Origin of the sequence: Paucidesulfovibrio gracilis DSM 16080 (assembly GCF_900167125.1) — a bacterium.
Lineage (GTDB): Bacteria > Desulfobacterota > Desulfovibrionia > Desulfovibrionales > Desulfovibrionaceae > Paucidesulfovibrio > Paucidesulfovibrio gracilis.
On sequence record NZ_FUYC01000002.1, the window covers coordinates 232,214 to 258,784 of the forward strand.

21 protein-coding genes are annotated in these 26,571 nt (G+C 60.4%); 11 read left to right on the plus strand and 10 right to left on the minus strand.

The annotated features are described in order from the left end of the window. Positions 1-24: 24 nt before the first annotated feature. Positions 25-348: a hypothetical protein gene (locus B5D49_RS03300; protein WP_078716227.1), complete on the minus strand. Its 324-nt coding sequence runs from the start codon at positions 346-348 to the stop codon at positions 25-27. Beyond that, positions 341-1,519 (minus strand): lipid-A-disaccharide synthase, encoded by a 1,179-nt coding sequence (gene lpxB / locus B5D49_RS03305; RefSeq protein WP_078716228.1) that lies wholly within the window; start codon positions 1,517-1,519, stop codon positions 341-343. The genes B5D49_RS03300 and lpxB overlap by 8 nt, the downstream gene beginning before the upstream one ends. Before the next feature lie 364 nt (positions 1,520-1,883). Here lpxB and B5D49_RS03310 point away from each other — a divergent pair, with 364 nt between their 5' ends. After that, positions 1,884-2,813, plus strand: a complete 930-nt coding sequence (locus B5D49_RS03310; protein WP_200806764.1) for a Gfo/Idh/MocA family protein — start codon at positions 1,884-1,886, stop codon at positions 2,811-2,813. 120 nt (positions 2,814-2,933) lie between these two features. Here B5D49_RS03310 and B5D49_RS03315 read toward each other — a convergent pair whose 3' ends face one another. The 5 genes from B5D49_RS03315 to B5D49_RS03335 form a co-directional block, all read right to left on the minus strand. Next, positions 2,934-3,533, minus strand: coding sequence for a BON domain-containing protein (locus tag B5D49_RS03315; protein WP_078716229.1), 600 nt, complete (start codon positions 3,531-3,533; stop codon positions 2,934-2,936). Positions 3,534-3,639: 106 nt separating this feature from the next. Continuing rightward, a complete protein-coding gene (locus B5D49_RS03320; RefSeq protein ID WP_078716230.1) occupies positions 3,640-5,319 on the minus strand; it encodes an ArnT family glycosyltransferase in 1,680 nt (559 codons plus the stop codon). A gap of 4 nt (positions 5,320-5,323) precedes the next feature. Continuing rightward, positions 5,324-5,971 carry a phosphatase PAP2 family protein gene (locus B5D49_RS03325; RefSeq protein ID WP_078716231.1) on the minus strand — a complete coding sequence of 216 codons (648 nt, stop codon included), beginning with the start codon at positions 5,969-5,971 and terminating at the stop codon, positions 5,324-5,326. A 54-nt stretch (positions 5,972-6,025) separates the two neighbouring features. Next, positions 6,026-6,220 (minus strand): hypothetical protein, encoded by a 195-nt coding sequence (locus B5D49_RS03330; protein ID WP_078716232.1) that lies wholly within the window; start codon positions 6,218-6,220, stop codon positions 6,026-6,028. A gap of 139 nt (positions 6,221-6,359) precedes the next feature. Then, positions 6,360-8,156, minus strand: coding sequence for a motility associated factor glycosyltransferase family protein (locus tag B5D49_RS03335; protein ID WP_078716233.1), 1,797 nt, complete (start codon positions 8,154-8,156; stop codon positions 6,360-6,362). A 132-nt stretch (positions 8,157-8,288) separates the two neighbouring features. Between B5D49_RS03335 and B5D49_RS03340 the strand changes: the two genes are divergently transcribed. After that, on the plus strand, positions 8,289-10,589 hold the full coding sequence (locus B5D49_RS03340) for a cysteine synthase (RefSeq protein ID WP_078716234.1): 2,301 nt from the start codon (positions 8,289-8,291) through the stop codon (positions 10,587-10,589). A gap of 82 nt (positions 10,590-10,671) precedes the next feature. On the opposite strand, the gene B5D49_RS03345 is transcribed toward B5D49_RS03340, so the two are convergent. Together B5D49_RS03345 and upp are read right to left on the minus strand one after the other, a co-directional pair. Next, positions 10,672-12,081, minus strand: a complete 1,410-nt coding sequence (locus tag B5D49_RS03345; RefSeq protein WP_078716235.1) for a uracil-xanthine permease family protein — start codon at positions 12,079-12,081, stop codon at positions 10,672-10,674. 65 nt (positions 12,082-12,146) lie between these two features. Continuing rightward, the gene (gene upp / locus B5D49_RS03350) at positions 12,147-12,773 is read right to left on the minus strand and encodes a uracil phosphoribosyltransferase (protein WP_078716236.1); all 627 of its coding nucleotides are present in this window, start codon (positions 12,771-12,773) and stop codon (positions 12,147-12,149) included. 157 nt (positions 12,774-12,930) lie between these two features. On the opposite strand from upp, the gene B5D49_RS03355 reads away from it, so the two are divergent. The 7 genes from B5D49_RS03355 (at position 12,931) to B5D49_RS03385 (ending at position 22,534) form a co-directional block, all read left to right on the plus strand. After that, the gene (locus B5D49_RS03355; protein ID WP_234990615.1) at positions 12,931-14,616 is read left to right on the plus strand and encodes a dephospho-CoA kinase; all 1,686 of its coding nucleotides are present in this window, start codon (positions 12,931-12,933) and stop codon (positions 14,614-14,616) included. Continuing rightward, complete coding sequence (locus tag B5D49_RS03360; RefSeq protein WP_078716237.1) at positions 14,613-15,326, plus strand: rhomboid family intramembrane serine protease; 714 nt, start codon at positions 14,613-14,615, stop codon at positions 15,324-15,326. The genes B5D49_RS03355 and B5D49_RS03360 overlap by 4 nt, the downstream gene beginning before the upstream one ends. A 128-nt stretch (positions 15,327-15,454) precedes the next feature. Next, complete coding sequence (locus tag B5D49_RS03365) at positions 15,455-16,411, plus strand: DnaJ C-terminal domain-containing protein (RefSeq protein WP_078716238.1); 957 nt, start codon at positions 15,455-15,457, stop codon at positions 16,409-16,411. A gap of 85 nt (positions 16,412-16,496) precedes the next feature. Beyond that, a complete protein-coding gene (locus tag B5D49_RS03370; RefSeq protein WP_078716239.1) occupies positions 16,497-16,832 on the plus strand; it encodes a chaperone modulator CbpM in 336 nt (111 codons plus the stop codon). Positions 16,833-17,109: 277 nt separating this feature from the next. Next, positions 17,110-19,713 (plus strand): ATP-dependent chaperone ClpB, encoded by a 2,604-nt coding sequence (clpB, locus tag B5D49_RS03375; RefSeq protein ID WP_078716240.1) that lies wholly within the window; start codon positions 17,110-17,112, stop codon positions 19,711-19,713. 143 nt (positions 19,714-19,856) lie between these two features. Then, positions 19,857-21,170: a hypothetical protein gene (locus B5D49_RS03380; RefSeq protein ID WP_078716241.1), complete on the plus strand. Its 1,314-nt coding sequence runs from the start codon at positions 19,857-19,859 to the stop codon at positions 21,168-21,170. A 158-nt stretch (positions 21,171-21,328) separates the two neighbouring features. Next, entirely contained in the window at positions 21,329-22,534 is a 1,206-nt protein-coding gene (locus B5D49_RS03385) for an aminopeptidase (protein WP_078716242.1), read from the plus strand. A 211-nt stretch (positions 22,535-22,745) separates the two neighbouring features. On the opposite strand, the gene B5D49_RS14935 is transcribed toward B5D49_RS03385, so the two are convergent. After that, positions 22,746-23,579: a TM2 domain-containing protein gene (locus tag B5D49_RS14935; RefSeq protein WP_078716243.1), complete on the minus strand. Its 834-nt coding sequence runs from the start codon at positions 23,577-23,579 to the stop codon at positions 22,746-22,748. 218 nt (positions 23,580-23,797) lie between these two features. Here B5D49_RS14935 and B5D49_RS03395 point away from each other — a divergent pair, with 218 nt between their 5' ends. Both B5D49_RS03395 and dnaK read left to right on the plus strand, forming a co-directional pair. After that, positions 23,798-24,364 (plus strand): nucleotide exchange factor GrpE, encoded by a 567-nt coding sequence (locus B5D49_RS03395; protein ID WP_144019103.1) that lies wholly within the window; start codon positions 23,798-23,800, stop codon positions 24,362-24,364. Positions 24,365-24,502: 138 nt separating this feature from the next. Then, positions 24,503-26,428, plus strand: coding sequence for a molecular chaperone DnaK (gene dnaK, locus B5D49_RS03400; protein WP_078716245.1), 1,926 nt, complete (start codon positions 24,503-24,505; stop codon positions 26,426-26,428). Positions 26,429-26,571 lie beyond the last annotated feature (143 nt).

Here is a 26,571-nt window from a genome sequence, read left to right on the forward strand (position 1 = left end):
TATAACGTTGTTGTTTGCGGAGCATCAGGACATGCCCCGCATTTCCGGCGTGCCAATGGAATTGAAGTCCTGGTGCTTGGCGGTCCAGCCCTGCGGCGTGACGCGGTAGCGGATCAGCTCCTGCCCCAGGTGGTCCAGAAAATCCACTTCTCCCCAGCCGTCCGGCTCCAGCAGAGGAGCCAGTTCATCCAAAAAACTCTCCACATCGATGTATTGGCCTTCGTGGTCCAGATGCAGCTTGCCCTCGGCGAAGCGCACTTCGGAAAACGGAATACCGCCCTTCAGCTTCTGGAAGGCGTCTTCGGACAGTCCAAAAATATCGCCATAGCAGCGTACATCGTCACGCATGGGGAGGCTCCGTAGCCAACGTTCGCAGATCGTTGAGAATAATGTCGGCCGCCCGCTGCGGTGCGCCTGGCTCCCCCACCATGGTTCGCAGGGCCGCAAGGTCGGCCAGGGCCGCGTGGCGTTTGGGACCGTCGAGCAATAATTCCAGTGCGGTGCGGGCCATGCCTTCGGGTTCGGCTTTTTCCTGGATTAATTCGGGAAAGACCTCCCGCTTGTGGATCAGGTTCGGCAGTCCCGCGAATTCCACATTTACCAACCAGTTGGTCAGCTTGAATTCAAAGGGAGAGAGCTTGTAGGCCAGCAGGCCGGGCGTGCCGATGAGCGCGGCCTCCAGGGTCACGGTGCCGGAGGCGGCCAGGAGCACGCGGCTGCGGCGCATGGCGGCGTAGCGGGCTTCCGGCTCAACCATCTCGCAGGGGAGGTCGTCGGGCCAGAGACTGCGGAGCAGCGATTCATCCGCTCCAGGGGCGCGAACCAGTCGTACGTGACGGATGGGATGCTCCCGCGACATGCGGCGCACGGCCTCGGCGAACACGGGCAGCAGCGTGGCGATTTCCCGCCGCCGGCTTCCAGGCAGGATGCCCACGCTGTCCGGGTCCACGGGCAGGGCGTCCAGCTCGGCAAGGGGGAGCCTGTCCATGAGCGGGTGGCCCACGTACTGGGCGCGCATGCCCCGTTGCTCATAAAAACTCTTTTCAAACGGCAGGATGCAGAGCACCTCACGTACGTGTTTTTTTAGGAAGTTAACCCGTCCGGAACGCCAGGCCCAGATTTGGGGGCTGATGTAGTAGTAGACCGGAATACCGAGTTTGTGGGCGATTTTGGCCACGCGGAAGTTGAATTCCGGGCAATCCACCAGGATGACGGCCTTGGGCCGTAATCGTTTTAAATCGTGCTTGATGCGTCGCAGCAGGGCCAGGATTCCGGGCAAGCCGCGTAGAATGCCCCCCAGTCCCACCAGGGAGACCAACTCCATGCCGTGGCGAACGTGGCAGCCTGCATCGGCCACGGCCATGCCGCCCATGCCGGTGAACGCAAGGCTCGGATCGCGTTGTTTCAGGGCGGAAAGCAAAAGGGCCGCGTGCATGTCGCCCGAAGGCTCGCCCGCGCTGATCCATATGGTAGCATTGGAGGAAACGCCGGTTTGGGGGGAAGGATGCTTCGCTTGCATGGCGGCAAATTAGCCGGAAACGCCCCTGTGGGCAAGCAAGGGGATCGGATTGCCATGCTTCCGTGGGGAACCGCTGGGGCGTATGGCGGCCATGCCCCGCGCTCCCGGCAGCACCGCATGTCCGTTGGTCACGGCGGTGAACCGTTCCAGGCCGGGAATGGTGACCTGGACACAGGCAGTGTGCCGGAATGGAGCGGAAATGTCGGCATGAAAGAACTGATAACCGCATTGTCTGGAATAATGCGTATTTTATGTATAATGAAATATTTATCCCCGCGATGGTGGAGCAGCCTTGCCAAGGACGCAAGGAGCGGGTACCTTCCGGCGCATCTTTTGGACCGCCAACACAAGACAGGAAAATACCATGCTGAAAGTGGGCGTTATCGGATTGGGCTGGATGGGCCGCATTCATCTGCGGAATTATACGGAAATGCCGGACGTGGAAGTGGTCGGTGTAGTGGACCCGGATGAGGGGGCGCGTCAGGCGGCCACCGAGTCTTTCGGGGTCGCCGCCTATGCGGACCTGGAGGAATTGTTGCGGCACAAGCCGGACGCGGTGAGCGTCTGTGTTCCTACCGTGCTGCACCGCGAAGTGGCGCTCAAGGTCATTGCTGCGGGCAGCAATCTGCTGGTGGAAAAGCCGCTGGCAGCCACGGCCGAGGAAGGTCACGAAGTGGTCGAGGCGGCCCGGGCCGCCGGGCTGACCCTGATGGTGGGCCATGTGGAGCGCTACAATCCTGCGGTGCAGCGGGTCAAGGAGCTGCTTTCCGAGGAAGCGGACGACACCATTTCCATCACCATTGAGCGGGTGGGACCGTATCCGCCGCGCATTCAGGATGTGGGCGTTATCAAGGATCTGGCCTCCCATGATCTGGATTTGCTCCGCTTTCTGACGGGATCGGAATTCAAGAGCATTTACGCGGTCACCTCCACCAGTCTGGGCAAGCATGAGGACACGGCTCTGATCACTGCCCAGATGGAGAACGGGGTGCTGGCCAATATCTCCACGAACTGGGTCACGCCCTATAAATCGCGCAAGATTCAGGCCGCGTGCAAAAGCAAGTACGTGGAAGCCAACCTGATCACCCAGGAAGTGAAGGAATATTCCAGTTTTTCGTCCTACGACAAGAGCTATTCGGTTCGGGAGTGGCCTTTGGTATACCGCGAGCCGGTCAAGGAAGAACTGAAGGACTTTCTTGGTGCGGTGCGCGCCGCAAGTCAGGCGCCCATTCGGGGCGAAGACGGGCTGGCCGTGTTGCGGGCCTTTGATCGTATCTTTGAGTGCGCCTGCTGATACGATTTTTCTGTCAAAGAGCAAAAGCGACATGATTCTCGGTGTGCCGGGAAGCTGTCGAAAAAACACCCGGGACAACGCCGATCGGCCTGTTCCGGGTGTTTGCTTTGAATTGGGAGATTAGCCGCGGACTGCGAGGTAGGAACGGATTTCTCCGATCCCATGGACTGTTCGGAGCATGGATTCCAGTTTTCGTTTTTGTCCGGGATCGGCCACCCGGCCCATGAGCACGGCGTTGCGTTGCAGGATGCCCACACGGATGCGAGCGCTTTGCAGGGTTTGGTCGGTTTCCAGCCGTTGGGCGATGCGTCGGGCCAGTTCGTGATCAGCAGTTGAGGAGGCGTTGCCGGGAGCGGGGCGGAAAAATGAGCAGGTCAGCCGCCGTACGCCGGGAACATTTCGGGCAATGCGCCGGGCGCGTTCCGCCTGATCCGGGTGGTCGAAAACGCCCAGCAGGAAGAGATGCCCGTCCAGGGCAAAGGGAGCGGCACTCACGTAGCGGACATGCTGTTCCCGCAGACGTTTGACCACCTCATGTTCAATGTTTTTGTCCTCCACGCTTACGCCGAGGAAATCCACCCGGGAACGGGGCATGATCACGTCGCTGTAGTCGTAGGCGGTCTTGGCCATTCCTGCGGCCTGGATGACGGGCATGGCCGGCGTACCGCACGCGGCAAGCATCGCCAGCCACAACAGCAAAGCGAGGAACACAAAGCGCATAGATTCTCCCTTGCGAAACCGTGGGTCGTGTGAAATCCGTGTCAACGCACAGATCTATGCAAGAAGCGGTGCAGGGAAGAATTGTTTTTATATTTAAAGTCCTTGTCTATTCCAAAGAGGCATTTTTTTCCGGTCCGTCACTGACGGCCAAGACATAGGGCTGGTCCGCGATGAACTGTTCCAGCACCGGGCGCAGCTCTGCGGGCCGATCCGGCCAGCGGTCCCAATGTTTTTTCTTCATCACCAGCACGGTCTTGGGCTGTTCACGGAGCACGTCTTCCAGCCTGTCATAGTTTTTGGGCAGCTCCAGGATGTTTTCCCCTGCGTACCAGGTGAAGATGCCGGAATAAATGTCGCAGGCAACGGGCGTGTATCCCTGGTCGATGTATTCGCCCATGCGCTCCCCGGTGAGCCGGGGACTCATGATCGAATCCAGCGAGGGAACCGTTACGCGGGCCGCGGTTTGGATCCAGGCCGTCACGCCCAGCAGCAGGCAGAGCAAGAGAATGCGTGCGTCGCGTTTGCGCATGGCCAGGAGCAGGGCCGCGGTAACGAGAAACACGCCGCCCGTGAGAGGCAGGCCCGTGAGTTCCACGGGCAGGGGCAGCAGGCGGTTGCCCAGGAGCACTCCCGCGCCGAGCAGACCGAAGAAGACGGCAAAGGCCCAGGCGAGGCGGACTCGACGGGCGCGGTCCCATTGGAACAGGCTGTCCGCCGTGAGGATGGCCATGGGTGCGAAGAGCGGCAACACGTATATGACCACCTTGCCGCTCAGACAGGAAAGCAGCACGAACGCGGCCAGGGCGTGAAGCCAGAGCCAGGTGCGGCCAACGGCGCGGTCGCTTTGTTCGTGTCGTTCCGCCCGGACCTGCTTCCAAAAATCGCGTTGCCACAGCCGGGCCACGGGCGCGGCAAAGAGCGCCAGGGTCCAGGGCAGCCAGGTGGCGGGAAGCACTGCAAAGTAATAGAACGGTCCTTCTTTATGGTGAAAGGTGTTTGTCGCGCGTTGGAATATTTGTTCCACAAACACGGTTCGGACGAAGTCACTTCCTTCCACGGCCAGAGCCGCCGCAATCCAGGCCGCGGCCACAATGCAGAAGCAGCCCAGCCCGGCCAGGGTGCGAAGGCTGAGGAAGCGCTTCCATTCCCCCCGCCATCCCAGATAGGCCGCCAGGCCCACCAAGGGGAAAAGGATGCCGAGCGGTCCCTTGACCAACACGGCCAGTCCGGCCACGGAGAACCCGGCCAGGGTCCAGCCCACACCCGAACCGTCCCGGGTTTCCGGGTCCGCATAGCCCTTGAACAGGCAGGCTTCGGCAAAGATGATCAGGGCCGCGAACAGCAGATCCATGCGGGAATAATGCAGGATGCCCGCCACGAATAAGCTGGTGCCGCAGACCAGGGCCGAGGCCAGGGCCACTTCTTTGGTCAGGCGCATGCTGCGGGCCAGGGCATAGGTGGCGAAGAGCAGCAGCAGGCCGGACAGGGCCGCGCCCAGGAAAAACACTGACGGTGGATCCAGGGGCGTAATCTCGTCCAGCAAGGCCAAAAACCAAAAATAGATCGGCGGCTTGTCCGGGTAGGGCATGCCGTTGAGGGAGAGCACCACCCAGGTTCCGGCGCGGTGCATATTTTCATAGGCGTTGGCGTAGCGTACCTCGTCGGAAAACCAGAGGGCGCGTTCGTTGAGCAGGAAAGCGGTCTGCATGAACACGGCGGCGCTCATGGCCAGCCAGGGGTGGGCGCTGAGGCGGTCCCAGATTCGTTCCCAGAGGGTGCGGGGCATGGGTTCAGTCCTTTGCGGAAAAGAGATGGACGCCGAATCCGGCTACGCCGCCCAAGGCCCAGCCGAAGAATACGTCGGAAGGATGGTGCCAGCCGAGATAGATGCGTGAGAAACCGAGCAGGGCCAGCATGCAGCCGAAGCCCAGCGAGGGGATCCACCGTCCCACCCGGGCGGCCAGGGCCGTGCAGGTGGTGGCGGCTTCCGTGGTGTGGCCCGAGGGCAGGGAATGGTGCGAACCATGATTGGTCATGGACTGGAACAGTCCATCCGCGTCGGGCCGGGGGCGGCCGATGATGCTTTTGGTCACCCGTACCAGGAGCAGGGAAACCAGCAGTTGCATGGCGATCCAGGCCAGCACGAACCGGCGCAGCCCCGGGCGGCGTTCACGCCATGCCTTGATCAGCAGCCAGAGAAACACGCCGTAAAAGAGCGGATTGAACAGATCCGTGATGAGTTCCAGGCCGTGGCGAAGCCAGGGGTGGGCCTGCCGGTGCGCTTTAAAGTACGGAATCAGCGCGGTTTCATCACCGCAAAATCCCACGGCCAGGATGGCCAATACCAGCAGCAACGGCGCGGAAACCGGCAGCCAGGACCGAAAGAACGCTCGGGCCGAATGGCGCGGAAATGCGGATGGAGAGAGCGGAAGGCGCATGGGGGCGTTATAGGGGGAAACGCGAAACCTGGCAACCGGCGCGCAGCAGTGCCGTTATTCCCCGTCTTCGGCCGGCTCGGGCATCCGGGGCAGGTAGCGCAGCAGCACGTCTTCCGGGGCGTGCAGTTCCTGGAGCAGTTCGCTCATGCTTTTGCCTTCGGGCTTCCAATATTTGTCCGCGTTGTCCGGGCAGGCAAAGGGGATGACCAGGTCGCCGTTTTCATTCAGATAGGGTTTGTCGTTGGGCATGGGCAATGCTCTACAGCGAAACCCGCGCCGGGGCAACTCGCGGTTCGGGTCCGGGGGTTGCGGCCCGTGGGAACACCAAGTCCGGTGTCCTGAAGGGCGTTCCCACGGATGTTTTGCGCATGACCGCAATGTGTGAAGGCTATGCGGCGTTGCGATCCGTTTTATGGTCTCCTTCCTCTCCCGCAAGGGAGCGGTCCACTTCCTTGACCTTGCGCAGCACGCTTCGCATGATGCGCCGGAATTCTCCCAGATCGCGTGGTTCATAGCGCGCCTTGGCCTGGGTCAGGCCCGCCAGTTCCAATGTCTCGTTATAGAGATAAGGCAGGTACAGGGGATCCTGCTTGATGAACAGGGTCACCTGATGCATGAGCTTGTGGATTGCCTCCTGGTTTTTGTTCACGCGGCGGAACAACTTACCCATGCGTTTTCCGGCTCTGTGCAGGTTGGCGCTCCAGGTGTGGCTTTGCGGCTCAAAGGTGAACTCCCGGCAAAAACTTTTGCAGGAGCCGAGCCGGTCCAAAAAATGTTGCAGACTGCCCGGGACCGAGGCCAGGGCGCCTTGCATGGTGGCTTCCCGAAGGGTCAGGGGCGTGGCTCCCTGGATGGGGGCCAGCCCGCCGTAGAGGTAGCTGATGGGAAACGGCGCTTCGCGGATGTCGTTTTCAAGGTCGCGTTTGGCCGCGAGATACTGACGGGAGGAAATCACGGTTTCCCCTTCCAGGTTGGCGATCCGTTCGTGAATCTTGGGATTAAAGGCATGGTTGGGGTTGTGGGCGTGGTGGCCCTTGACATGGGTGGCCCCTTCCTTCCAGGCAAAATCCTGCCCCACCAGCGTGATTCCCTGGATTCCGGCCCAGCGCAGCAGGCGGATCAGGGCGATGCTCACGTTGCCGCCTGCGTCCAGCACCAGTTCCTTTTCCTGCAACACGAAGGTAGCCATGCCGCCCAGGGTCCAGAGCGGAATGGTGGGACCGGGGTAGGCTTCCACCACGCGGGGATCCACCTTGGTGGAATAGATCAGGGGTACGTCTCGTGCGGCGCGCATGTCCAGCCGGGAATACAGCTTGAGCATGTGGTCGTTGAAGTCCAGAGCCAGGCAGAAATGGGGAGTGAGTCCGAACCGCTGAAGAGCGGGCAGGGTCTGGAGCGATGTGGCGTAGAGTACGTTGCCCGGGTTTTTTACCAATTCCGGGGCGAATTGTTCCAGGGATGGTCCTGCGCCCAGAATGACGGCATTGAGTCCCTTGGCGGCGTCCCGTAGCGGGCTGAGGCTGCCTTCGGCCATGGCCCGGCGGAAGTTTTTCAACTCGTTGCCGACCATCACATCCTGCCGGTAGCGCAAGGTGTTCAGCTCCACGGAAAAGTTTTCCAAGCGTCCGCGCACCTTTTGCACCCACTGGGAATAAAGGCTGGAAATTTGGCTGGAGGGCAGGTCTTGCCGCAGGTGGATGCGGCCATACAAGAACTGGAGATCCAAATTTTGGACCACTCCCGCGATGTAGGTGTCGTCCGGCGGCAGGAAGTGGAGCTTTTTGGCATCAAAGGCCGGTTCGTAATCGGTTTGGCCGAGGCAGCAATAGAGCTGCACCGGGTCCGGTTCCAGAACGATCACCTTGTGTGAAAGGGGCGTGTTGGTGCAGAGGTGGTTGATCCCGTAGCCCAGGTTGCAGCCCACGACGATGCTGGCACCGGTGGCGGCCTTGTCCTGGGGGATCCAGTCCTTATATAAGGGGGCCGGGGGCATGGACTCGAACATGCCCTTGCCGTCCGGGAGGCGCAGGTCCAACAGCTCCCAGCGGTTGGTAAAGATGCGCTCTTCAGCGGCGCGAACCAGCCCATCGTGGGCCTGGGGCTGTGCGTCCAGCCAGCGGGCCAGTTCAGGCATGCGTTGGCGAATGGCCGTGAGATTTTTGTCAAGATGGGGAAGCAGCGTCATGATATCGTCCTTGTTCCGGGTTCTGGCAACCCACTTTGCAAGGATCGTGCAAGCTTCTTGCGGGCCATGCGGATTTACCGTACATCTCAACCCGGCGATCAACACAAAAGCATTGGAACAACGAGTGGCGCAATGATTTATAAGGACGTTCTCTCACGCATCGGCAACACCCCTCTTGTGGAAATCAACCGGCTGAATCCGTATCGGTCCGACGTCAAAATTCTGGCCAAGACCGAATGCGTGAACCCGGGCGGCTCCATCAAGGACCGCGTGGCCCTGACCATGATCGAGGCCGCGGAGCGCTCGGGAGAACTGACCCCGGAAAAGACCATCATTGAGGCGACCAGCGGGAATACCGGCATTGGCCTGGCCATGGTGGCCGCGGTCAAGGGGTACAAGCTGACCCTGCTCATGAGCGAGCGCGCTTCCGAGGAACGCAAGATGATTGTGCGGGCCTACGGTGCGAACATTCTGCTCACGCCCGGGCATCTCTCAACGGATGGCGCCATTGAAAAAGCCTACCGCATGGCCCGCGAAGAGCCTGAAAAATATTTGCTCATGGATCAGTTCAACAACCCCGCCTCCATTGAGGCCCACTACCTGGGTACGGGGCTGGAAATCTGGGAGCAGACCAAGGGCGAGGTCACCCATGTGGTGGTGGCCCTGGGGACCACCGGAACCTGCATGGGCATCACCAAACGGATGCGGGAAATGAATCCGAGCGTCCAGGTTGTGGGCGTGGAGCCGCATGCCGGGCATAAGATTCAGGGACTCAAGAATATGCATGAGTCCTACCCTCCGGGCATCTGGGACAAGCATGTGCCGGACCGGGTCGTTCGCGTGGATGACGACGCTGCCTTTGAGTACTGCCTGCGTCTGGCCCGGGAAGAGGGCATTTTCGCGGGCATGAGTTCGGGCGCGGCCCTGGCCGCCAGCGTGGAGCTGGCCCGGGAGCTGTCCGAAAAAGGCGAATCAGGCCACATCGTGACCATTTTTCCGGATTCCGGGGAGCGCTATCTCTCCACTCCGCTGTTTTCCGCCGGCGCAGTTAAAGGATTGGCCCTTCGCAACGCGGCCACGGCCAAGGATGTGGATGTCACGGCATCGGGCAAACGCGGCCTGTATGTGGTGGGACCGAGTCTGGACGAGCCGGAGGAGCTGGGAGCCTGGCGGCGGGTGGTGCTGTTGGACGTGCTGGCGCGGGCGTTGGAAGAACGCGGTGCAGACGTACATGCCGCCGTGGGCCTGATGGACCTGGACGATCGCGCCATGCGCGCAGCCCGCGAAGCGGGCCGCAGCCGGGCCGGACACGCCAAGGCCGTGCGTGCGGGCATCCAGGAACGGGCCGCCCTGTTCGGGGTCCGTCCGCAGACGGCTTTTCCGTTGGCTTCCGAGTTCTCGGAGCAGAGCGTGGCCCTGACGCGCAAGCTCACGGAAAAGGGCTTGGCTTATGAAAAACTTCGCAGCGTGTATTTCGACGTGTTGCGCGATGATCGCTACGGCGCCATGGCCTTGCAGGATGTGGACAAGATTTCCGCAGGCAAGACCGTGGACCTGGACGATTATGTGAAGGCCAACCCTCTGGACTTCACCCTGCTCAAGCGCGCCAGCCTCCAGGATCTCAAGGAGGGCGAGGTACTGGAAACCTCCTGGGGCAACGTGCGTCCCACGTGGTTCCTTCAGGTGGCTGCGGCCGGTTTTGCGGCGTTGCCTTCCGTGGACGTGTTCTTGGCGGATGAATCCCAGAGTTTTCCGCATCTGGAAAATTTGCGCGCCATCTGGTCCGTGGCCGGACGCGAGGTCCAGGCCTGGATGCTGGGGCAGCAGACCGTGGTGGAAGACGGACTGCGGTTTGAGGATTTGCTCCAGGAGGCCGGGCATCCCCTGGCCCTGCGTATGTGGCTGCTTTCCGGATCCTACCACAAAACCCAGACCGCCACATTGCAGGCTGTGGGCATGTGGGCGCGCAACTGGCGGCGCGTGCAGGATGCGGCCGCGACCCTGGCGCTGGCTCAGGCCGCGGCGGGGGACGATGTTCCCCAACCCGCGCAACAGGCCGTGTTCGACCTCAAGACCGGGCTTTCCGAAGCTGTGGACAATGATTTGTCCCTGCACCGCTTCTGGCCTGCCCTGTTCAAGTTTGTGAAGGACGTTCACCAGCTCGAATCTTCGGGACGGCTCACAGGAGCCGCGGCCAAGGTCTGCCTGCGGCAATTGCGCGCCGTGGACCGGGTGCTCGGCATTTTGGATGCGGAGGCACTGCCCGTCTCACCCCAGGATTTGCCCGAGTCGGTACGTGCCTTGGTGGGCAAACGGCAGGTGGCCCGTGAAGCCAAGGATTTTGCGGCTTCGGACGCCTTGCGTGAGGAACTGGCGGCGCAGGGGTACCGGGTGGAGGATTCTCCCAAGGGACCGCGTATCTATAAAATGTAGACCGGATTCGGTCGTGGCGAGAAGAAAGGGGCGATGCCGCATGGCACCGCCCCTTTGTTGTGTTTGACGGTTGGGATGGCCGCTACTCGTTACAGTCCTTGCAGGGCAGTACGAGATTCAGGAGCACGCCGACGATTCCGGCCAGGCCGATGCCGCCCATCTGGAGCTTGCTGATACTGATCTCCATGCCCATGATGTCGCCCAGGGCGTTGATGGGAGCACTCAGGGGGACGGTGAGTCCGCCGATGCCCACCACCAGGATGATGCCCACCACGGCCATGTTGCGGGGCAGCATGAGGTCGTGGCCGGCCTTGACCAGGGTGTTGATGCCGATGGTGGTAATGGCGCCGAAGAGCAGCACCATGATGCCGCCCATGACCGGGGTGGGAACGCTCTGCAGCAGCCCGCCCAGTTTGCCAACAAAGGCCAGCAGGATGGCGGCGATGGAGGCCCAGGTCATGACCGCGGGGTTGAAGGCGCGGGTCAGAGCCACAGCACCGGAAACCTCGGAGTAGGTGGTGTTCGGCGGACCGCCAAACAGGGCGGCCAGGGAGGTGGCCACGCCGTCGCCGAGCATGGTGTTCTTGATGCCGGGATCCTTGACGTAGTTCTTTCCGGTGATGCCGCTGATGGCAATGACATCGCCGAAGTGCTCGATGGCCGGAGCAATGGCCACGGGAACGATGTAGAACACGGCCGCCCAGTTCCAGTTGCCCCAGGAGGGGAACGAGAAGTTGGGAACGCCGAACCAGGAGGCCTCACGCACGATTTGGAAGTTGATGAGGTGGTCCGAGGCCAGCGTGGGTAGCAGCACCGCTCCGGCGGCTTCCTTGGCGGCGCGTTCGGTCATGAATTCGTTGAACGCCGAGGCCGTGAAACCGGAGGCGTCGAGAATGTATGCGGTCAGGTAACCGGCCAGAATGCCGCAGAGGATGGGAATGAGCCGGAACCAGCCTTTGCCCAGCAGGGAGACCAGTACCGTGGTGGTCAGCGCCACCAGCGCGGCGATGGCCGCGGCCTTGGGCGGGGCAAGCACCACGGAGGCGTCGCCGCCGAGTCCCATGGACATGTTTACGGCCACGGGCGCGAGGAACAGGCCGATGACCATGATCACCGGGCCGGTGACCACTGGCGGCAGCACGCGGGCCAGAGCCTCGTTGCCGCGCCAGCGGATGATCAGGCTCAGCAGGATATACAGCACGCCTGCCGCGAACAGGCCGCACATGGTTCCCTCAATGCCCCATTCCTTGACCCCGAAGGTGATGGGCGCGATGAACGCAAAAGACGAGGCCAGAAAAATGGGAACGCGTCCCCGGGTGATCAGTTGAAAGGCCAGGGTACCCAAACCGGCCGTGAACAGGGCCACGTTGGGGTCCAGACCGGACAGCAGCGGGACGAGGACCAGCGCGCCGAATGCCACAAACAGCATTTGCGCGCCGAGCACTCCGTCCTTGAACCGAAAATTGTACTCCGTCGATTCCAAGTTGCTCATTACTCCTCCTCAGGATCAGTGATGGTGCGAAGCGCCCAAAAAAAACGGGCCGAAGCCCGTGGAAATTATTTGGTGCCGAAGATTTTATCCCCGGCGTCGCCGAGGCCGGGAAGAATGTAGCCCACGTCGTTGAGCCGGTCGTCAACAGACGCCACATAAATATCCACGTCCGGGTGTTCTTTTTCGAGCCGGGCGATGCCTTCGGGCGCAGCCACGAGGAACAGGCCGCGGATTTTGGGGCAACCGGCTTCCTTGAGCAGCTTGATGGTGGCCATGAGCGTGCCGCCGGTGGCCAGCATGGGGTCGAGGATAAAGGCCATGCGCTGTTCGATGTTTTTGGCCAGCTTCACGTAGTACTGCACCGGCTCGAGGGTCTCCTCGTTGCGATAAAAGCCCACCACGCTGATTTTTGTTCCGGGGATCATGTCGATGACGCCGTCCATCATGCCCAGACCGGCGCGCAGGATAGGCACGACAGTGATCATCTTTCCGGAAATGGTATCGACCTGGATGTCTCCGGCCCAACTGGTGATGCCCAGGGGTTCGGTTTCCAGATCCTTGGTGGCCTCGTAGGTCAGCAGACGGGTGATCTCAATGGACAAGGCCCGAAACTTACTCGTGCTGATGTCGTGGGTACGCAGCAGGCCGAGCTTGTGCCGGATCAGTGGATGATCCACAACGGTTACTGACACTGTAATCCTCCGAAAATGTTGAATGAATCGAAAATATGCGGACAAACTTTTTATCTTTACTCGGAAAACGGGGAAAAGGTCAAGTCTTGTTTGGTCCGGGCAATACATACGGAAAAAGGTGTTTTGCCATGGGGCACATCCAGGTATATTAGAGGGTATGCATACTGAGCGTGAAACCACAATGCCCGGGGAAACGTCCGCGTCCGTCCGGGCCGAACAGGTCTGGCGGCGCGAAGTGGAGCCGGAAAATAGCGGCCTGCGTCTGGATCGGTATTGGGCCGGAGTGCTTGAACTCGAGGGCGTCTCCCGGGGTAAGGTGCAGGAATGGATCAAGGCGGGGCGCGCCATGGTGGACGGCCGTGCCGTGCGGAAGCCGCGTCTGGCCGTGCTTGCCGGGCAGATGTTGGAATTGCGCGGCAAACGGCCCGATGCAGGAGCCGTAGCCCAACCCGGTCCTCTGGACGTGGTCTATGAAGACCGAGAGTTGGTGGTCATTTGCAAGCCGGCGGGGTTGACCACGCATCCCGCGCCAGGGGAGCCGGACGGCACCCTGGTGAACCGGCTGCTGGCCCGATGGCCGGACATGGCGGCCGAACGTTCGGGCATGGACCCGCAACGACCCGGCATCGTGCATCGGCTGGACAAGGACACATCCGGCCTGATGGCAGCGGTGCGCACCGAGGCGGCGCGATTGCGGCTGGCCGAGGATTTTGCTGAACGCCGTGTGGCCAAGCTTTATTTAGCCTTGGTGCATGGACAGCCCGACCCAAAGCAGGGCGAGATCAATCGTCCCATCGGGCGTGACCCACGTCACAAGACCCGCATGGCCGTCCTGCCCAAGGGGGGACGCGAGGCCCGCACCAGCTACCGCACCCTCTGGAGTGCGCCCAATGACCCGGCCTCTTTGGTGGCGGTACGGATTCATACCGGCCGGACCCATCAGGTACGCGTCCACATGGCGGATGTGGGGTGCCCCTTGCTGGGGGACGCGGTATACGGTTCCCGCGCCGAGGCGCACTGGCGCGAGCAGGGGCGCTGTACCGTGGAGCGGCAGATGCTGCATGCCTATGCTTTGCGCCTGACCCATCCTTCCACGGGTGAACGGCTTGGATTTGTGCGGGAGCCGATCGAGGACTTTTCCGCAGTGCTGGGCGAGCTGGCCCGCACCGGTCTCCGTGTGGGGCTGGTCGGTCCTCCGGGGGGAGGGAAGTCCACGTTGCTGCGGGTGTTGGGCGAGGCTGGAATACCGACATTCAGCGCGGACGCGGTGGTGGCGGAGTTGTACCGGCCCGGAGGCGACGGAGCCGCGTTGCTGGCCCGACGCTTCGGGGATGCCTACGTGGATGCTTCCGGCGGGGTGGATAAGTTGTCCTTGTTCCGAGGTATGCGGGAGTCCGATCGGGTGCGTCGGGAGGTCGGCGAATTGGTACACCCCCTGGTGCGGCATGCGGCCGAGGAATTTTTTCGCGTCCACGCACGGCAGGTGGCCGTGGCCGAAGTGCCATTGCTTCTCGAGGGAGGCTGGCACGAGCGGGACGTGGTGGATGTGGTGGCCGGGGTGTTTTGTCCCCGGGAGCGCCGGTACGGACCGTTTCGCGAAGCCCGGGGCTTACGCCCCGAGACGCTGGCGTTATTGGATTCCTGGCAGTGGCCCGAGGAGCAAAAGCGGTCAGCCTGTGCTTATCAAGTGGAGAATGACGGGGATTTGGATGCGTTGCGGCGCCGGGGGCTGGCCTTGGTCGAGCAGTGGGAGGTGGAGCGCAACGCCCGGGAGAACGCGGAGTTGGAACGCGTTTACGCGGCCATGCGTGAGGCGGCAGGGCAACTGGAGGATGCGCAGTGATTCCTCTGTACGATAATGTACCGCGGGTGCATCCACCCTATGCCGTGCTGGGTATTTTGGTATGCAACGTGCTGGCGTTTTTGTATGAATTGCAGCTCTCCCCTCAGGATCAGATGTTTTTCTTTCATCTGTTCGGAGTGGTTCCGGCGCGGTTCAGCCATCCGGGTTGGGCGTTCATGGCCGGGTATCCCGATGCCACGGTGTGGCCGTTTCTTACTTATATGTTCCTGCATGCGGATTGGCTGCACCTGATTCTGAACATGTGGATGCTTTGGATTTTTGCGGACAACATCGAGGATGTGACCGGACATTGGCGTTTTTTGGGGTTCTACATCTGTTGCGGCCTGGCCGCTGTGTTGCTGCATCTGCTGTTCAATCCGACATCGCCCCTGCCCATAATCGGCGCTTCCGGCGCCGTGGCCGGAACCCTGGGAGCGTATATGGTGCTCTACCCGCACGGCCGGGTTACCACCCTGGTGTTGATTTTTATTTTCCAGTTCCGGGCCGCGCTGTTTCTGAGTGTCTGGTTTGGCGTGCAGATTCTTTCCGGCATTCAGGAAACCAGCCAGGACATGGTGGCGGGCGTGGCGTGGTGGGCGCATGTGGGCGGATTTCTGGCAGGCATGGTGCTGATCCGGTTCTTTCGCCGTAAGGACCGCTGTTACTATTGCTACAATTCGGAACGGAAGTATTATGATTTGTTGGATTGAGTGGACCCGGGATCCGTGGGCCGGATCGGGCGGGAAGGTCGCCGACCCCGGGTTGACTGTGCGCTGAATCGGCTTATTGTACTTTATTGCCGGAGCGTTCCGGACGAGAAAATAGGAGTCGATAGCCCATGGCCGTTGAATACAAGGATTACTACCAGACCCTCGGGGTTTCCAAGAGCGCCGGAAAAGAGGAGCTTTCCAAGGCGTTTAAGAAGCTTGCCCGCAAATATCATCCGGACCTGAACCCCAACGACAAGGACGCCGAGACCAAATTTAAGGAGATCAACGAGGCCTACGAGGTGCTCAAGGATCCTGAAAAGCGTAAAATGTACGATCAGCTCGGTCCCAATTGGGAGCAGTACCAGCAGGGCGGCTTCCAGCGGCCTCCGGGGTATGAAAACGTGCAGTTCGATTTTGGGTCTGGCGGCGCCGGGGGCTTCAGCGATTTTTTCGAGACCATCTTCGGCGGCGGATTCGGTGGCGGTGGATTCCAGCGTGAGGGATTCGGCGGACGGCAGAACTATCAGCGGCGTCCGCGTCGCGGATCCGATTCCGAAGCCACGTATGAAATCACGTTGGAAGAGGCCTACCGCGGCGGGGAAAAAACCATCACCCTCCAGGAGCAGGGCGCGCCTGGAACAGGCCAGAGCAAGACCCTGGAGGTCAAATTGCCGCCGGGCGTCAAGGATGGGCAGCGCATCCGCCTGACTGGACAGGGCAACCCCGGATTCGGGGGCGGGCCTGCCGGTGATTTGTATTTGAAGATCCGCATCATGCCGCACCACCTCTATAAAGTGTCGGACAACAACCTGGTGCTCGATTTGCCGTTGGCTCCCTGGGAAGCTGCTTTGGGATCCAAAGTGCGGGTCCCCACCCTGGACGGGGCCGTGGAAATGAACATCCCGGCTGGCATTCGTTCCGGAAAGAAGTTGCGGGTGCGCGGGCGCGGTTTGGGCAGTGGAGGCAAAAAGGGTGACCAGCTGGTACGGATTGTCATCGCCACCCCTTCCGATTTGACGGATCGGGAGCGTGAGTTGTGGCAGCAGCTGGCCGAGGAATCCAGCTTCGAGCCGCGGCCCTATTGAACAGGAGCGGAAATAAAATGTTTCCGACTGCCCAACGGCACGTTTGGAAAACAACCCACCATTTTCAACCGGAAAGGCGGAATCCATGACTACCAAACGCCTCAAGGAAATATTGTGCAAGGTCGAGCGGCCCAACCTGCCCGAACGATCGGAGCTGGTGGCCTGGGCGCAGCTTGTGGAGATAACCCGGGTGGAGCCGGCGCACGTGTCCGAATTGTTGGAGCTGGGCTGGATCAGCCCGGTGAAGACCCGGGCCGAGGAATATTTGTTCCGGCTCCGCGACGTGTACCGTATCCAAAAGCTCATGCGCCTGTGCCGCGATCTGGACATTTCAGTGATGGGCGCGAGCATCGTGGTGGATTTGCTGGAACGCATCGAGCAGTTGGAGGACGAGCTGGAACGCACCAAGCGTTTGATTTGAATCCGACATTTGATCCTGGTCCGTGTGTTGCCCCGGCGGGTTTCGCAGCCGGGGCGTTGCTGCGGCCGATTGTTCCCAACCCATCCCGCCTTTTTCGACCGTTACCACTGTTTTGAACATTTTCCACAGGCTCCCCTTGCCAGCGGGGAAAGCGTGTTTATCTCTTGCTTGACGAAGTCTGAATGAGAAATGACATTGTCTTTCAACAACTTTACTTGTGGAAAACTTTTAGGACGGACCCGGGTGAATCGGTCGTCCACAGAGACAAGGAGGCGAAATGGACCTCAATAAACTGACGCAAAAAACCCAGGAGGCCGTGTCCCAGGCCCAGGCGCTGGCCGTAAAGCGGGGGCATCAGCAGATTGATGTGGAGCACCTGCTTTCTGCTTTGGTGAGCCAGGAAAAGGGGTTGGTTGCCCGCATTCTCAAAAAGGTGGATGTGGATGCCCACGCCTATGCTCAGGCCGTGGACGAGGAAATCGGCAAATTGCCCAAAGTGTCCGGCCCGGGTGCCAGGCCCGACCAGATCGTGGTTACCCATCGGCTCAATTCCGTACTCGTGCGGGCCGACGAATCCCGCCAGCGCATGCAGGATGAGTTCGTGAGCGTGGAGCATGTCTTCATGGCGATCTTGGATGAGCCGCCCAGCACGGGTGCCGGTCGGGTGAACAAACGTTTCAACATCAACCGGGACGCAGTGTACGCGGCTCTCACCAAGCTGCGTGGGAATCAGCGTGTGACCTCGGATAACCCCGAGGCCTCCTATGAGGCGCTGACCAAATATGGTCGCGACCTTGTAGAGGAGGCGCGTCAGGGCAAGCTGGATCCGGTCATTGGCCGCGATGCGGAAATCCGCCGGGCCATCCGTATTCTCTCCCGCCGTACCAAGAACAACCCCGTGCTCATCGGCGACGCGGGCGTGGGCAAAACCGCCATCGTGGAGGGATTGGCCCAGCGCATCGTCAAGCAGGATGTTCCCGAGGGACTCAAGGACAAGACCATTTTTGCCCTGGACATGGGCGCGTTGGTGGCGGGCGCAAAATATCGCGGCGAATTCGAGGAGCGGCTCAAGGCCGTGCTCAAGGAGGTCCAGAATTCCGAAGGCCGCGTGATCATGTTCATCGACGAGATTCATACCATCGTGGGCGCGGGCAAGACCGAAGGGTCCATGGACGCGGGCAACCTGCTCAAACCCATGTTGGCGCGCGGGGAGCTGCACTGCATTGGTGCCACCACCACGGATGAATATCGGAAATATATCGAGAAGGATCCCGCTCTGGAGCGCCGTTTTCAGACTGTTATGGTGGATCAGCCTAGCGTGGAGGACACCATCTCCATCCTGCGCGGACTGCGGGAACGCTTTGAGGTGCACCACGGCGTGCGCATTTCCGATGGGGCCGTAGTGGAAGCGGCCGTGCTTTCGGATCGTTATATCTCGGACCGGCAGCTTCCGGATAAGGCCATTGACCTCATTGACGAGGCCGCGGCCTTGATCCGCACGGAGATCGACTCCCAGCCCGAAGACCTGGACCGCATTAACCGGCAGGTGTTGCAGCTGGAAATCGAACGTGAGGCCTTAAAGCGGGAAATGGACCAGTCTTCCCGCGATCGGCTGGAGAAGCTGGAGGCCGAACTTGGGGAACTGCGGTCCCGCCAGGGTGAGCTGCAATCCCAGTGGGAGCGGGAAAAAAGCTCCATCGAAGGGTTGCGGCGCGTCAAGGAGGAAATCGAGCAGGTCCGGCACCAGATCGAAGAGGCCGAGCGCGTGTTGGATTACAACCGGGCTGCGGAACTGCGCTACGGCAAGCTCAATAGTCTTGAAAAGCAGTTGGAGCAGGCCGACGCCTCCATGAGCGAGGAAGGCGGACCGCGTCTGGTCAAGGAGGAGGTGGGACCGGACGACGTGGCCGAGATCATCGCGCGTTGGACCGGTATCCCCGTATCCCGCCTGCTGGAAGGGGAGCGGGAAAAGCTGCTCCGGCTGGGCGATGTGCTGCACGAGCGTGTGGTGGGGCAGGATCAGGCCGTGACCGCGGTTTCCGAGGCCGTGCTTCGTGCCAGGGCCGGGTTGAAGGATCCGCGCCGCCCCATTGGGTCGTTCATTTTCCTCGGTCCCACGGGCGTGGGCAAGACCGAGCTTTGCAAGACCCTGGCCGAGGCGCTCTTTGACACGGAAGAGAACATGATCCGGATCGACATGTCCGAATATATGGAAAAACACACCGTGGCCCGGCTCATTGGCGCGCCTCCGGGCTATGTGGGCTACGATGAAGGCGGCCAGCTCACCGAGGCCGTGCGGCGTAAACCGTATTCCGTGATCCTTTTTGATGAGATAGAGAAGGCCCACAACGACGTGTTCAACGTGTTGCTCCAGGTGCTGGATGATGGGCGGCTCACGGATTCCCACGGCCGGACCGTGGATTTCAAAAACACCATTGTGATCATGACCTCGAATATCGGCGCCCCCACCCTGCTGGAAGGGATCGACGCTGGAAGCGGCGGATTCAAACCCGGCGTGGAGGAAGAGGTCATGGGCGAGTTGCGACGGCATTTCCGGCCCGAATTCCTCAACCGTGTGGACGAAACCGTGATCTTTACGCCGTTGTCCACGCAACAACTCGGGACCATTGTGGAACTGTTGCTCAAGGGGCTGTCGCGGCGGCTGGAGGATCGTAAGATTACGCTGGATCTGACGGGCGAGGCCCGGCGGTTCATTGCCGAGTCTGCATACGATCCGATCTATGGAGCCAGACCGCTCAAACGGTACATCCAGGCGCATGTGGAAACGCCCCTGGCCAAGCTGCTCATCGGCGGGGAGTTGGCGGACGGCCAGACCGTGACCGTGGACGAACGCGATGGGGAATTGGTTTTTACTTCCTGATCCATCGGACCATGCACAACAATGAATACAGGGCCGGGAAACGCTTCCCGGCCTTTTTCGTACCCTGCCCGATCAAGGCTGGTTTTTTGGGCGTTGGCCCGGTATGTTTCGTGGACGCGTGAAACGATACGCAAGGGGGATGCATGTCACAGGAATCGGTTGGCGAGACAAATCCGGAGATTGCGGGGCAGCGTTCCGACGAAGAACACCCGTCCATGCACAGGGAATGTTTGAGCGCGATGGCAAGCGAGGACGCGCCGGAAGTTCTGGAAGCGCTCTACCGTTCGGATCGGTCCGGCTTTGTTTCGGTTTTGCCGCAGTTGCTGGCCGAGCGGCCCGGCGACGTGCTCTTGCGTGCCTGGAACGCCCGGCTCACGCCTGAGGCGGGGATCACCATGGGCCACGTGGCCCTGGTCACGATCCTGGGGGTGCTGGCCGGGCTGTTCATCAAACTGCCGGGGCTGTTCGGCGGTGCGGAAACGGGCTTTTTTGCCGAAAGCTGGTTTTATCCCCGCAACCTCTCTCTGGGGCCGCTGGGCGCGGTGTTGCTCTACTTCTGGTTGCGTGGCGAGTGGAGGCGTCCCGCGTCCTGGATCGCGCCGGCATTATTGCTGGTGGTGGGGATTTTCTTGAATATGCTGCCCGATACGGAAGCCGATAGCTCCACGCTGGCTTTTTTGCACGGCCCGTTGCTGCTTTGGTGCGCGGCCGGCCTGGCCTTTGCCCAGGGCCGCTTCACCGTGTCCAGGCGGAAGGAATACATCCGTATCTTCGGGGAAATGGTGGTATTTTCCGGCCTGCTTTTTTTGGGCGGCGGAGTGCTTGTGCTGCTTACCTACGGGTTGTTCGAGCTGCTCAATGTTCCGGCCGAGTGGGTGTATGAATGGATGGCTCCCATGGGATGGAGCGCCATTCCCGTAGTAGCGGCCGCGGCCGTGCTGAATCGGGACAGGGACAGTCGGATTATGCCGATTTTGGCGCGTATCTTTGTTCCGCTGTTTCTTGTGGTTCTTATGGCCTATCTTGTGCGTATGGTCGCGCATCTCTCTGCGTTGTTTCAGGATCGCGAAGCCCTGTTGATCTACAACGTCCTGTTGATCACGGTGTTGGGGTTGGCCGTGTTTTCCATTGCCGGGCGGCAGGAAAAATCGGGACATGCCGGTTTTTTGGAATGGTTGCTGGCCGGGTTGATTGGGCTGACCGTGCTGCTGGATCTGGTGGGGCTGGCCGCCATCGGGCAACGTCTTTGGGATATGGGGATCACGCCCAACCGTATGGCCGTGCTCGGAGCCAACCTGTTGATGTTCGGCAATTTGGCGTGGCTGCTGTCCGGCTATCTCCGGCTGCTGCGCGGACGATCGGATCATGCCGCCCTGGAACGTATTACGGCTCGCTGCCTGCCCCTGTATGCGGGCTGGACCGCTTTGGTGGCCTTCCTGTTTCCCCTGATTTGGTAGCGAACAGGCCGTCCGAACGGCAACCCGTTGTTTGGGTTGCCCTTTGTTGGGGTTCCCCTTGACATGTATGCGTTTGGCCCGGCGTTGCAGTCTGCCGGACCAAACAAAACGGTCATCCCTCTGATGCGCGGGTCGGATCCAGCCCAGGAGAAGAAAGTATGAGCGTCATAACAACTACGGACCTGGAGAATTACGCCGAGGTGTTGACCTGGGCGCTGCGCACATCCCGGGAGGAGAAGATTCGCAACGGCGACGCCGTGGTGATCCGTTTCGACTATCCGGCCATCCGCCTGGCTGAGGCGTTGTATTCCCGATTGGTGGACGAGCACCTCAATCCGGTTTTGCGCTTGTTGCCGACGCCGCTCATGGAAGGCGAACATTACCTGAACACCAGTTTCGGGCAGCTTGTCTATCAGGAACCGGGCGAACCGGAACTCTATTCGGCCTGTGCCGGAGTTATCAATATTTACGCTCCGTTGGAATTGACCCACTTGGCGGGTATTGATCCACGCACCATTCAGGAGGGGCGTCGTGCCCGGTCCGGCGTGTTCGAAGTCATGGAGCGTCGTCGGCGCTCCGGTCGCCTGGGCTGGACTTCCTGCGTCTGGCCCAGTGAGGCGCTGTCCGTGGCTTCCGGGCTGGATATGGACGAATACGAACGGCAGTGGATGCGGGCCTGTTGGCTGAATATGCCCAGTCCTGCGGCGGAATGGCGCCGGTTGCGGCGTGAACTCGGCGAGATCGCGGCCTGGCTGGATTCCCTTGATATCCGCTCCCTGCATGTCGCGTCCGAAAGCGTGGATCTGCGCCTTTCCCCCGGGGATAATCGCCGCTTTTTGGCTGTGACCGGCGCCAACGTACCGAGCAACGAGATTTTTGTTTCGCCGGATTGCCGGAGTGTGGAAGGAGAATATTGGTCGGATCTGCCGTCCGTGGAAATGGGCCGCGTGGTGCTTGGAGCGCGCTTGTTTTTTGATGGGGGTGTGGCAGCTCGGGCCGAGGCGCGAACCAATATGCAGTTCTTGCAGCAGCGGCTCTACGCGGATGCAGGCGCCCGGATGGTGGGGGAGTTTTCCCTTACGGACAAACGATTTTCTCGGGTGGATCATTTTATGGCCCATACCATTCTGGATGAGAACCATGCCGGGGAGCAGGGCAGTTGCCACATTGCCCTTGGAGCCTCCATTCCTTCCACCTTTACCGGTCCGCAGGAGTTCTTGACACCGGAAATGCAGCGGATGCTCGGATTCAATATGTCCGGCATTCATTGGGATTTGGTGAATACCGAGTCCAAGTGCGTTACCGCTGTTCTTGCGGACGGAAGCGAAAAAATCATCTACGAAGACGGGCAATTCGTCCGCTGACAGATTGCCCGTAAAGGACGATACGCCCTGCCTCAAAGGGATGATTCCTAGCGTTGTGCCGTTGTGGTTGGAGCTGCGATTCTTTGCTCCCAGCCGTGCGGCCCAGGGGGCAGTCGGTTTTGTGATTCGTTCAATGCACTGTCGGAATTGTGCGGAGCAAAGGAAAAAGCGACGGAGGATGGTGCCTCCGCCGCTTTTGTTGTTTTGCGCGTTATTCCTGCACCAGGGCGTTGCCGTCGCAGTCGCGGTGAACGTTTAGGATCGCCAGGACCACATCAAGCAGAACCCAGGCAAAGAAGCCGCCCAGGGTGAACAGCTTGAGGATGCCCAGCACACGGTGGCCGAGATAGAAACGGTCCAGGCCGAAGAAGCCGCTGAACATGGCCAGCAGCAGGCAGATGCTCTGGTAGCGGCGTTCCGGAGCGGTGAGCGGGGTGCCGTGAATGTCTGTGCGGATTTTGCCAGTGATGGCTAGGTACAGGTCGAGGATTCCCCAGATGGTCACAACGAGGAACAGGGGCCAGAACAGAATTTCCGCCACTGCCGGCGGATTCCAGGGGTTGGAGTTGTACCATACGAAGACGAGGATATAGGCGACGAAGACGCCGATACGTGTAAAACAAAGGCGCTTGAATCCGATGTACAGGTAATGCAGGCCCAGTCCGGAAGCAAAGATGGTCAGGAAAAGAAAGGAGAAACGATCGCGCTTGTCGCTGTCACGCAATGCCGCGCCGTTGACGTCTTTGGGAGATCCGCCCACCAGCAGGAAAATGTCGATGAGCCACCATATCCCCAGCCCTCCAAAAGTGATTGCCTTAAGAATACCTGTTCCGATTTTGCCGAGGTAGAATCGATCCAGCCCGGTCCAGCCAAGCAGTGTGCTGAGTACAATAGCAACGCTGTGAGAGCGTTTGGCGTTGCTGTCCTCTGATTCCTGTGCCGGTTTTTTGAAAGCTGAGAAGAGCCAGCTCCATTCATCGCCATAGCCCAATGGTGTCGTGCTGGATTTGTGTTCCGTGCTTTCCGTGGAGACCGCTTCTTGCATGATTCCCTCCAGTTTGTAATTAAAAAACAAGATATGATAAAATTATGTCACGAGGGAATCAATAGTATATTCACCATTGGTTCATTTTTTTACAGTGTGTTTTTGCTGGAATTGTGAGGTTTTTCCCTCCCGCCCGTTGACATCGCCAAGCCGGTGCTTATCCCTAGATGCTGACGGGGCGCGACCCTGAATTTCATACGACCAAGGATAAAACAACAATGAGCGACGAGAAGATCAAGCAAGCCGCCGAGCAAGAGGCTCCTGAGGCCCAGGAAGCTCCCCAGGAGATCGACCTTTCCGAAGAGGAGCTGGAGGCGCTTTGCCGTGAACGGGTTTGCCCTGGGTGTAACGTCATGCAGGAGGCCGATGACCTCCGGCTGCGCGCCCTGGCCGACACGGAAAACGTCAAGAAGCGGCTCGCGCGGGAAACCGAAGAGTTGCGGAAGTACGCCGGGGAAAGTGTCCTGGCGGATCTTTTGCCCGTTCTCGACAACCTGGATCTGGCCTTGGAGCATGCCAAGGGCTTGGAAGCCTGCGCGGATTTCGTCACCGGCGTGGAAATGACCCGCAAGATTTTTCTGGACACGCTGGAACGGCATGGGCTTGCCCCGGTGCGCGGTGAGCAGGGCGGGGAGTTTGACCCGAACCTGCATGAGGCCGTGGGAATGGCCTGCCAGGAAGGGGTGCCCGACGGCTGCATCGCCCAGCAGGTGCAGCGGGGCTACTCGCTCAAGGGTCGGCTTCTGCGTCCCGCCAAGGTTATGGTCAACAAAACGGAAAGCTAGTCGCCGGAGAAAAGGGGCGGAATCCGTCGGAGAATGGCGGCAGACCCTTTACAAAGTCGGTGGCGGACTTATTTGTGAATTGCCGTATTGAGCAAGATCAATGTATCTCCAGATTTTTTGCAATGAGGAGGACGTATAATGGGTAAAATTATCGGGATCGACCTCGGAACCACCAACTCCTGCGTCTACGTGATGGAGGGGAAGGATCCGAAGTGCATCAGCAACCCCGAAGGCGGCCGTACCACGCCGTCCATTGTGGCGTTTACGGACAAGGAACGGCTTGTGGGCGAGATCGCCAAGCGCCAGTCCGTAACCAACCCCGAAAAAACCGTGTTCGCCATCAAGCGTCTCATGGGCCGGGAATACTCCGCCCCCGAGGTGACCAAATGGCTGGAACATTGTCCCTATACCATTGCCAAGGGCAAGGGCGGCGACGCCTGGGTGGAAGTGGACGGAAAGAAATACTCTCCGCCGGAGATTTCCGCCATGATTCTGCAAAAGCTCAAGAGCGACGCCGAGACCTACCTGGGCGAGGAAGTGACGGAAGCCGTCATCACGGTTCCCGCCTACTTCAACGACTCCCAGCGTCAGGCCACCAAGGACGCGGGAAAGATCGCGGGACTGGAAGTCAAGCGCATCATCAACGAACCCACGGCCGCTTCCCTGGCGTACGGGTTCGACAAAAAGACCAATGAAAAGATCGCCGTGTTCGACCTGGGCGGCGGCACCTTTGATATCTCCATCCTCGAAGTGGGTGACAATGTCGTGGAAGTCCGCGCCACCAACGGCGACACCTTCCTCGGCGGCGAAGACTTCGACCACCGTATCATCGAATACCTCGTGGAGGAGTTCAAGCGCGAGAACGGCATTGACCTTTCCAAGGACCGTATGGCCTTGCAGCGTCTCAAGGAGGCCGGGGAAAAGGCCAAGAAGGAGCTGTCCTCTTCCATGGAGACCGAGGTCAACCTGCCGTTCATCACGGCCGACCAGTCCGGTCCCAAGCACATGATGATCAAAATCTCCCGCGGCAAGCTGGAGCGTTTGGTGGAAGACCTCGTGGACCGTACCGCCGGGCCGTGCCAGAAGGCGCTTTCCGACGCCGGCCTCTCCGCTTCGGAAATCGATGAGGTTATCCTGGTGGGTGGCATGACGCGTATGCCGCTGGTGCAACAGAAGGTCAAGGAACTGTTCGATCGTGAGCCGAACCGTTCGGTGAACCCGGACGAGGTCGTGGCCATGGGTGCGGCCATTCAGGGCGGTATTCTGACCGGTGACGTGAAGGATGTGCTCCTTCTGGATGTGACGCCGCTTTCCCTGGGCATTGAGACCATGGGCGGCGTGATGACCAAGCTCATCGAGCGCAATACCACCATCCCGACCCGCAAGTCCCAGGTCTTTACCACGGCCACGGACAACCAGCCCAGCGTGTCCATCCGCGTGTTCCAGGGAGAGCGTCCCATGAGCGCGGACAACATGCTGCTCGGCAACTTTGAGCTGACCGGTATTCCGCCGGCACCGCGGGGCGTGCCGCAGGTCGAGGTCACCTTCGACATCGACGCCAACGGCATCGTGAACGTTTCCGCCAAGGATCTGGGAACGGGCCGTGAGCAGTCCATCCGCATCACCGCTTCCTCGGGATTGTCCGAGGATGAGATTGACCGTATGGTCAAGGATGCCGAGTCGCACGCTGCGGACGACAAGAAAAAGCAGGAACTCATCGAGGCGCGTAACCAGGCCGACAACCTGGCCTATACCACCGAGAAATCCCTGCGCGACCTGGGAGACAACGTGGATCCCGTGCTTAAGGGCGAGATCGACACCAAGTTGGAAGCCCTCAAGGCCGTGCAGGAAAGCGACGACGTGGAAGCCATCAAAAAGGCCACGGAAGATCTGGCCCAGGCATCCCACAAGTTGGCCGAGCAGCTCTACGCCCAGAAGAGCCAGGCTGCCGGAGGGGAACAGCCCGCTGGCGAGGCCGGTGGCGACGCGGCCTCGGGTGGGGCCAAGTCCGGCGCATCCGACGATGATGACGTGGTGGACGCCGACTACACTGAAGTGAAATAACTTCGGTTACGAATTGAGACCAAAGGCCGTCGGGATAGTCCGGCGGCCTTTTTCGTGCCTGCCGGAAAGCGCGGAACACGGTGGGCCGTGTGTCCCGGGCTTGCCTTGCGCGGCCAAGCAGTATAGCCTGTCCACGCCCGTTT

Coding starts and splice junctions, on each gene's coding strand:
- B5D49_RS03300 (WP_078716227.1), bottom strand. CDS start 348: ATGCGTGACGATGTACGCTGCTATGGCGATATTTTTGGACTGTCCGAA.
- lpxB (WP_078716228.1), bottom strand. CDS start 1,519: ATGCAAGCGAAGCATCCTTCCCCCCAAACCGGCGTTTCCTCCAATGCT.
- B5D49_RS03310 (WP_200806764.1), top strand. CDS start 1,884: ATGCTGAAAGTGGGCGTTATCGGATTGGGCTGGATGGGCCGCATTCAT.
- B5D49_RS03315 (WP_078716229.1), bottom strand. CDS start 3,533: ATGCGCTTTGTGTTCCTCGCTTTGCTGTTGTGGCTGGCGATGCTTGCC.
- B5D49_RS03320 (WP_078716230.1), bottom strand. CDS start 5,319: ATGCCCCGCACCCTCTGGGAACGAATCTGGGACCGCCTCAGCGCCCAC.
- B5D49_RS03325 (WP_078716231.1), bottom strand. CDS start 5,971: ATGCGCCTTCCGCTCTCTCCATCCGCATTTCCGCGCCATTCGGCCCGA.
- B5D49_RS03330 (WP_078716232.1), bottom strand. CDS start 6,220: ATGCCCAACGACAAACCCTATCTGAATGAAAACGGCGACCTGGTCATC.
- B5D49_RS03335 (WP_078716233.1), bottom strand. CDS start 8,156: ATGACGCTGCTTCCCCATCTTGACAAAAATCTCACGGCCATTCGCCAA.
- B5D49_RS03340 (WP_078716234.1), top strand. CDS start 8,289: ATGATTTATAAGGACGTTCTCTCACGCATCGGCAACACCCCTCTTGTG.
- B5D49_RS03345 (WP_078716235.1), bottom strand. CDS start 12,081: ATGAGCAACTTGGAATCGACGGAGTACAATTTTCGGTTCAAGGACGGA.
- B5D49_RS03355 (WP_234990615.1), top strand. CDS start 12,931: ATGCATACTGAGCGTGAAACCACAATGCCCGGGGAAACGTCCGCGTCC.
- B5D49_RS03365 (WP_078716238.1), top strand. CDS start 15,455: ATGGCCGTTGAATACAAGGATTACTACCAGACCCTCGGGGTTTCCAAG.
- B5D49_RS03370 (WP_078716239.1), top strand. CDS start 16,497: ATGACTACCAAACGCCTCAAGGAAATATTGTGCAAGGTCGAGCGGCCC.
- clpB (WP_078716240.1), top strand. CDS start 17,110: ATGGACCTCAATAAACTGACGCAAAAAACCCAGGAGGCCGTGTCCCAG.
- B5D49_RS03380 (WP_078716241.1), top strand. CDS start 19,857: ATGTCACAGGAATCGGTTGGCGAGACAAATCCGGAGATTGCGGGGCAG.
- B5D49_RS03385 (WP_078716242.1), top strand. CDS start 21,329: ATGAGCGTCATAACAACTACGGACCTGGAGAATTACGCCGAGGTGTTG.
- B5D49_RS14935 (WP_078716243.1), bottom strand. CDS start 23,579: ATGCAAGAAGCGGTCTCCACGGAAAGCACGGAACACAAATCCAGCACG.
- B5D49_RS03395 (WP_144019103.1), top strand. CDS start 23,798: ATGAGCGACGAGAAGATCAAGCAAGCCGCCGAGCAAGAGGCTCCTGAG.
- dnaK (WP_078716245.1), top strand. CDS start 24,503: ATGGGTAAAATTATCGGGATCGACCTCGGAACCACCAACTCCTGCGTC.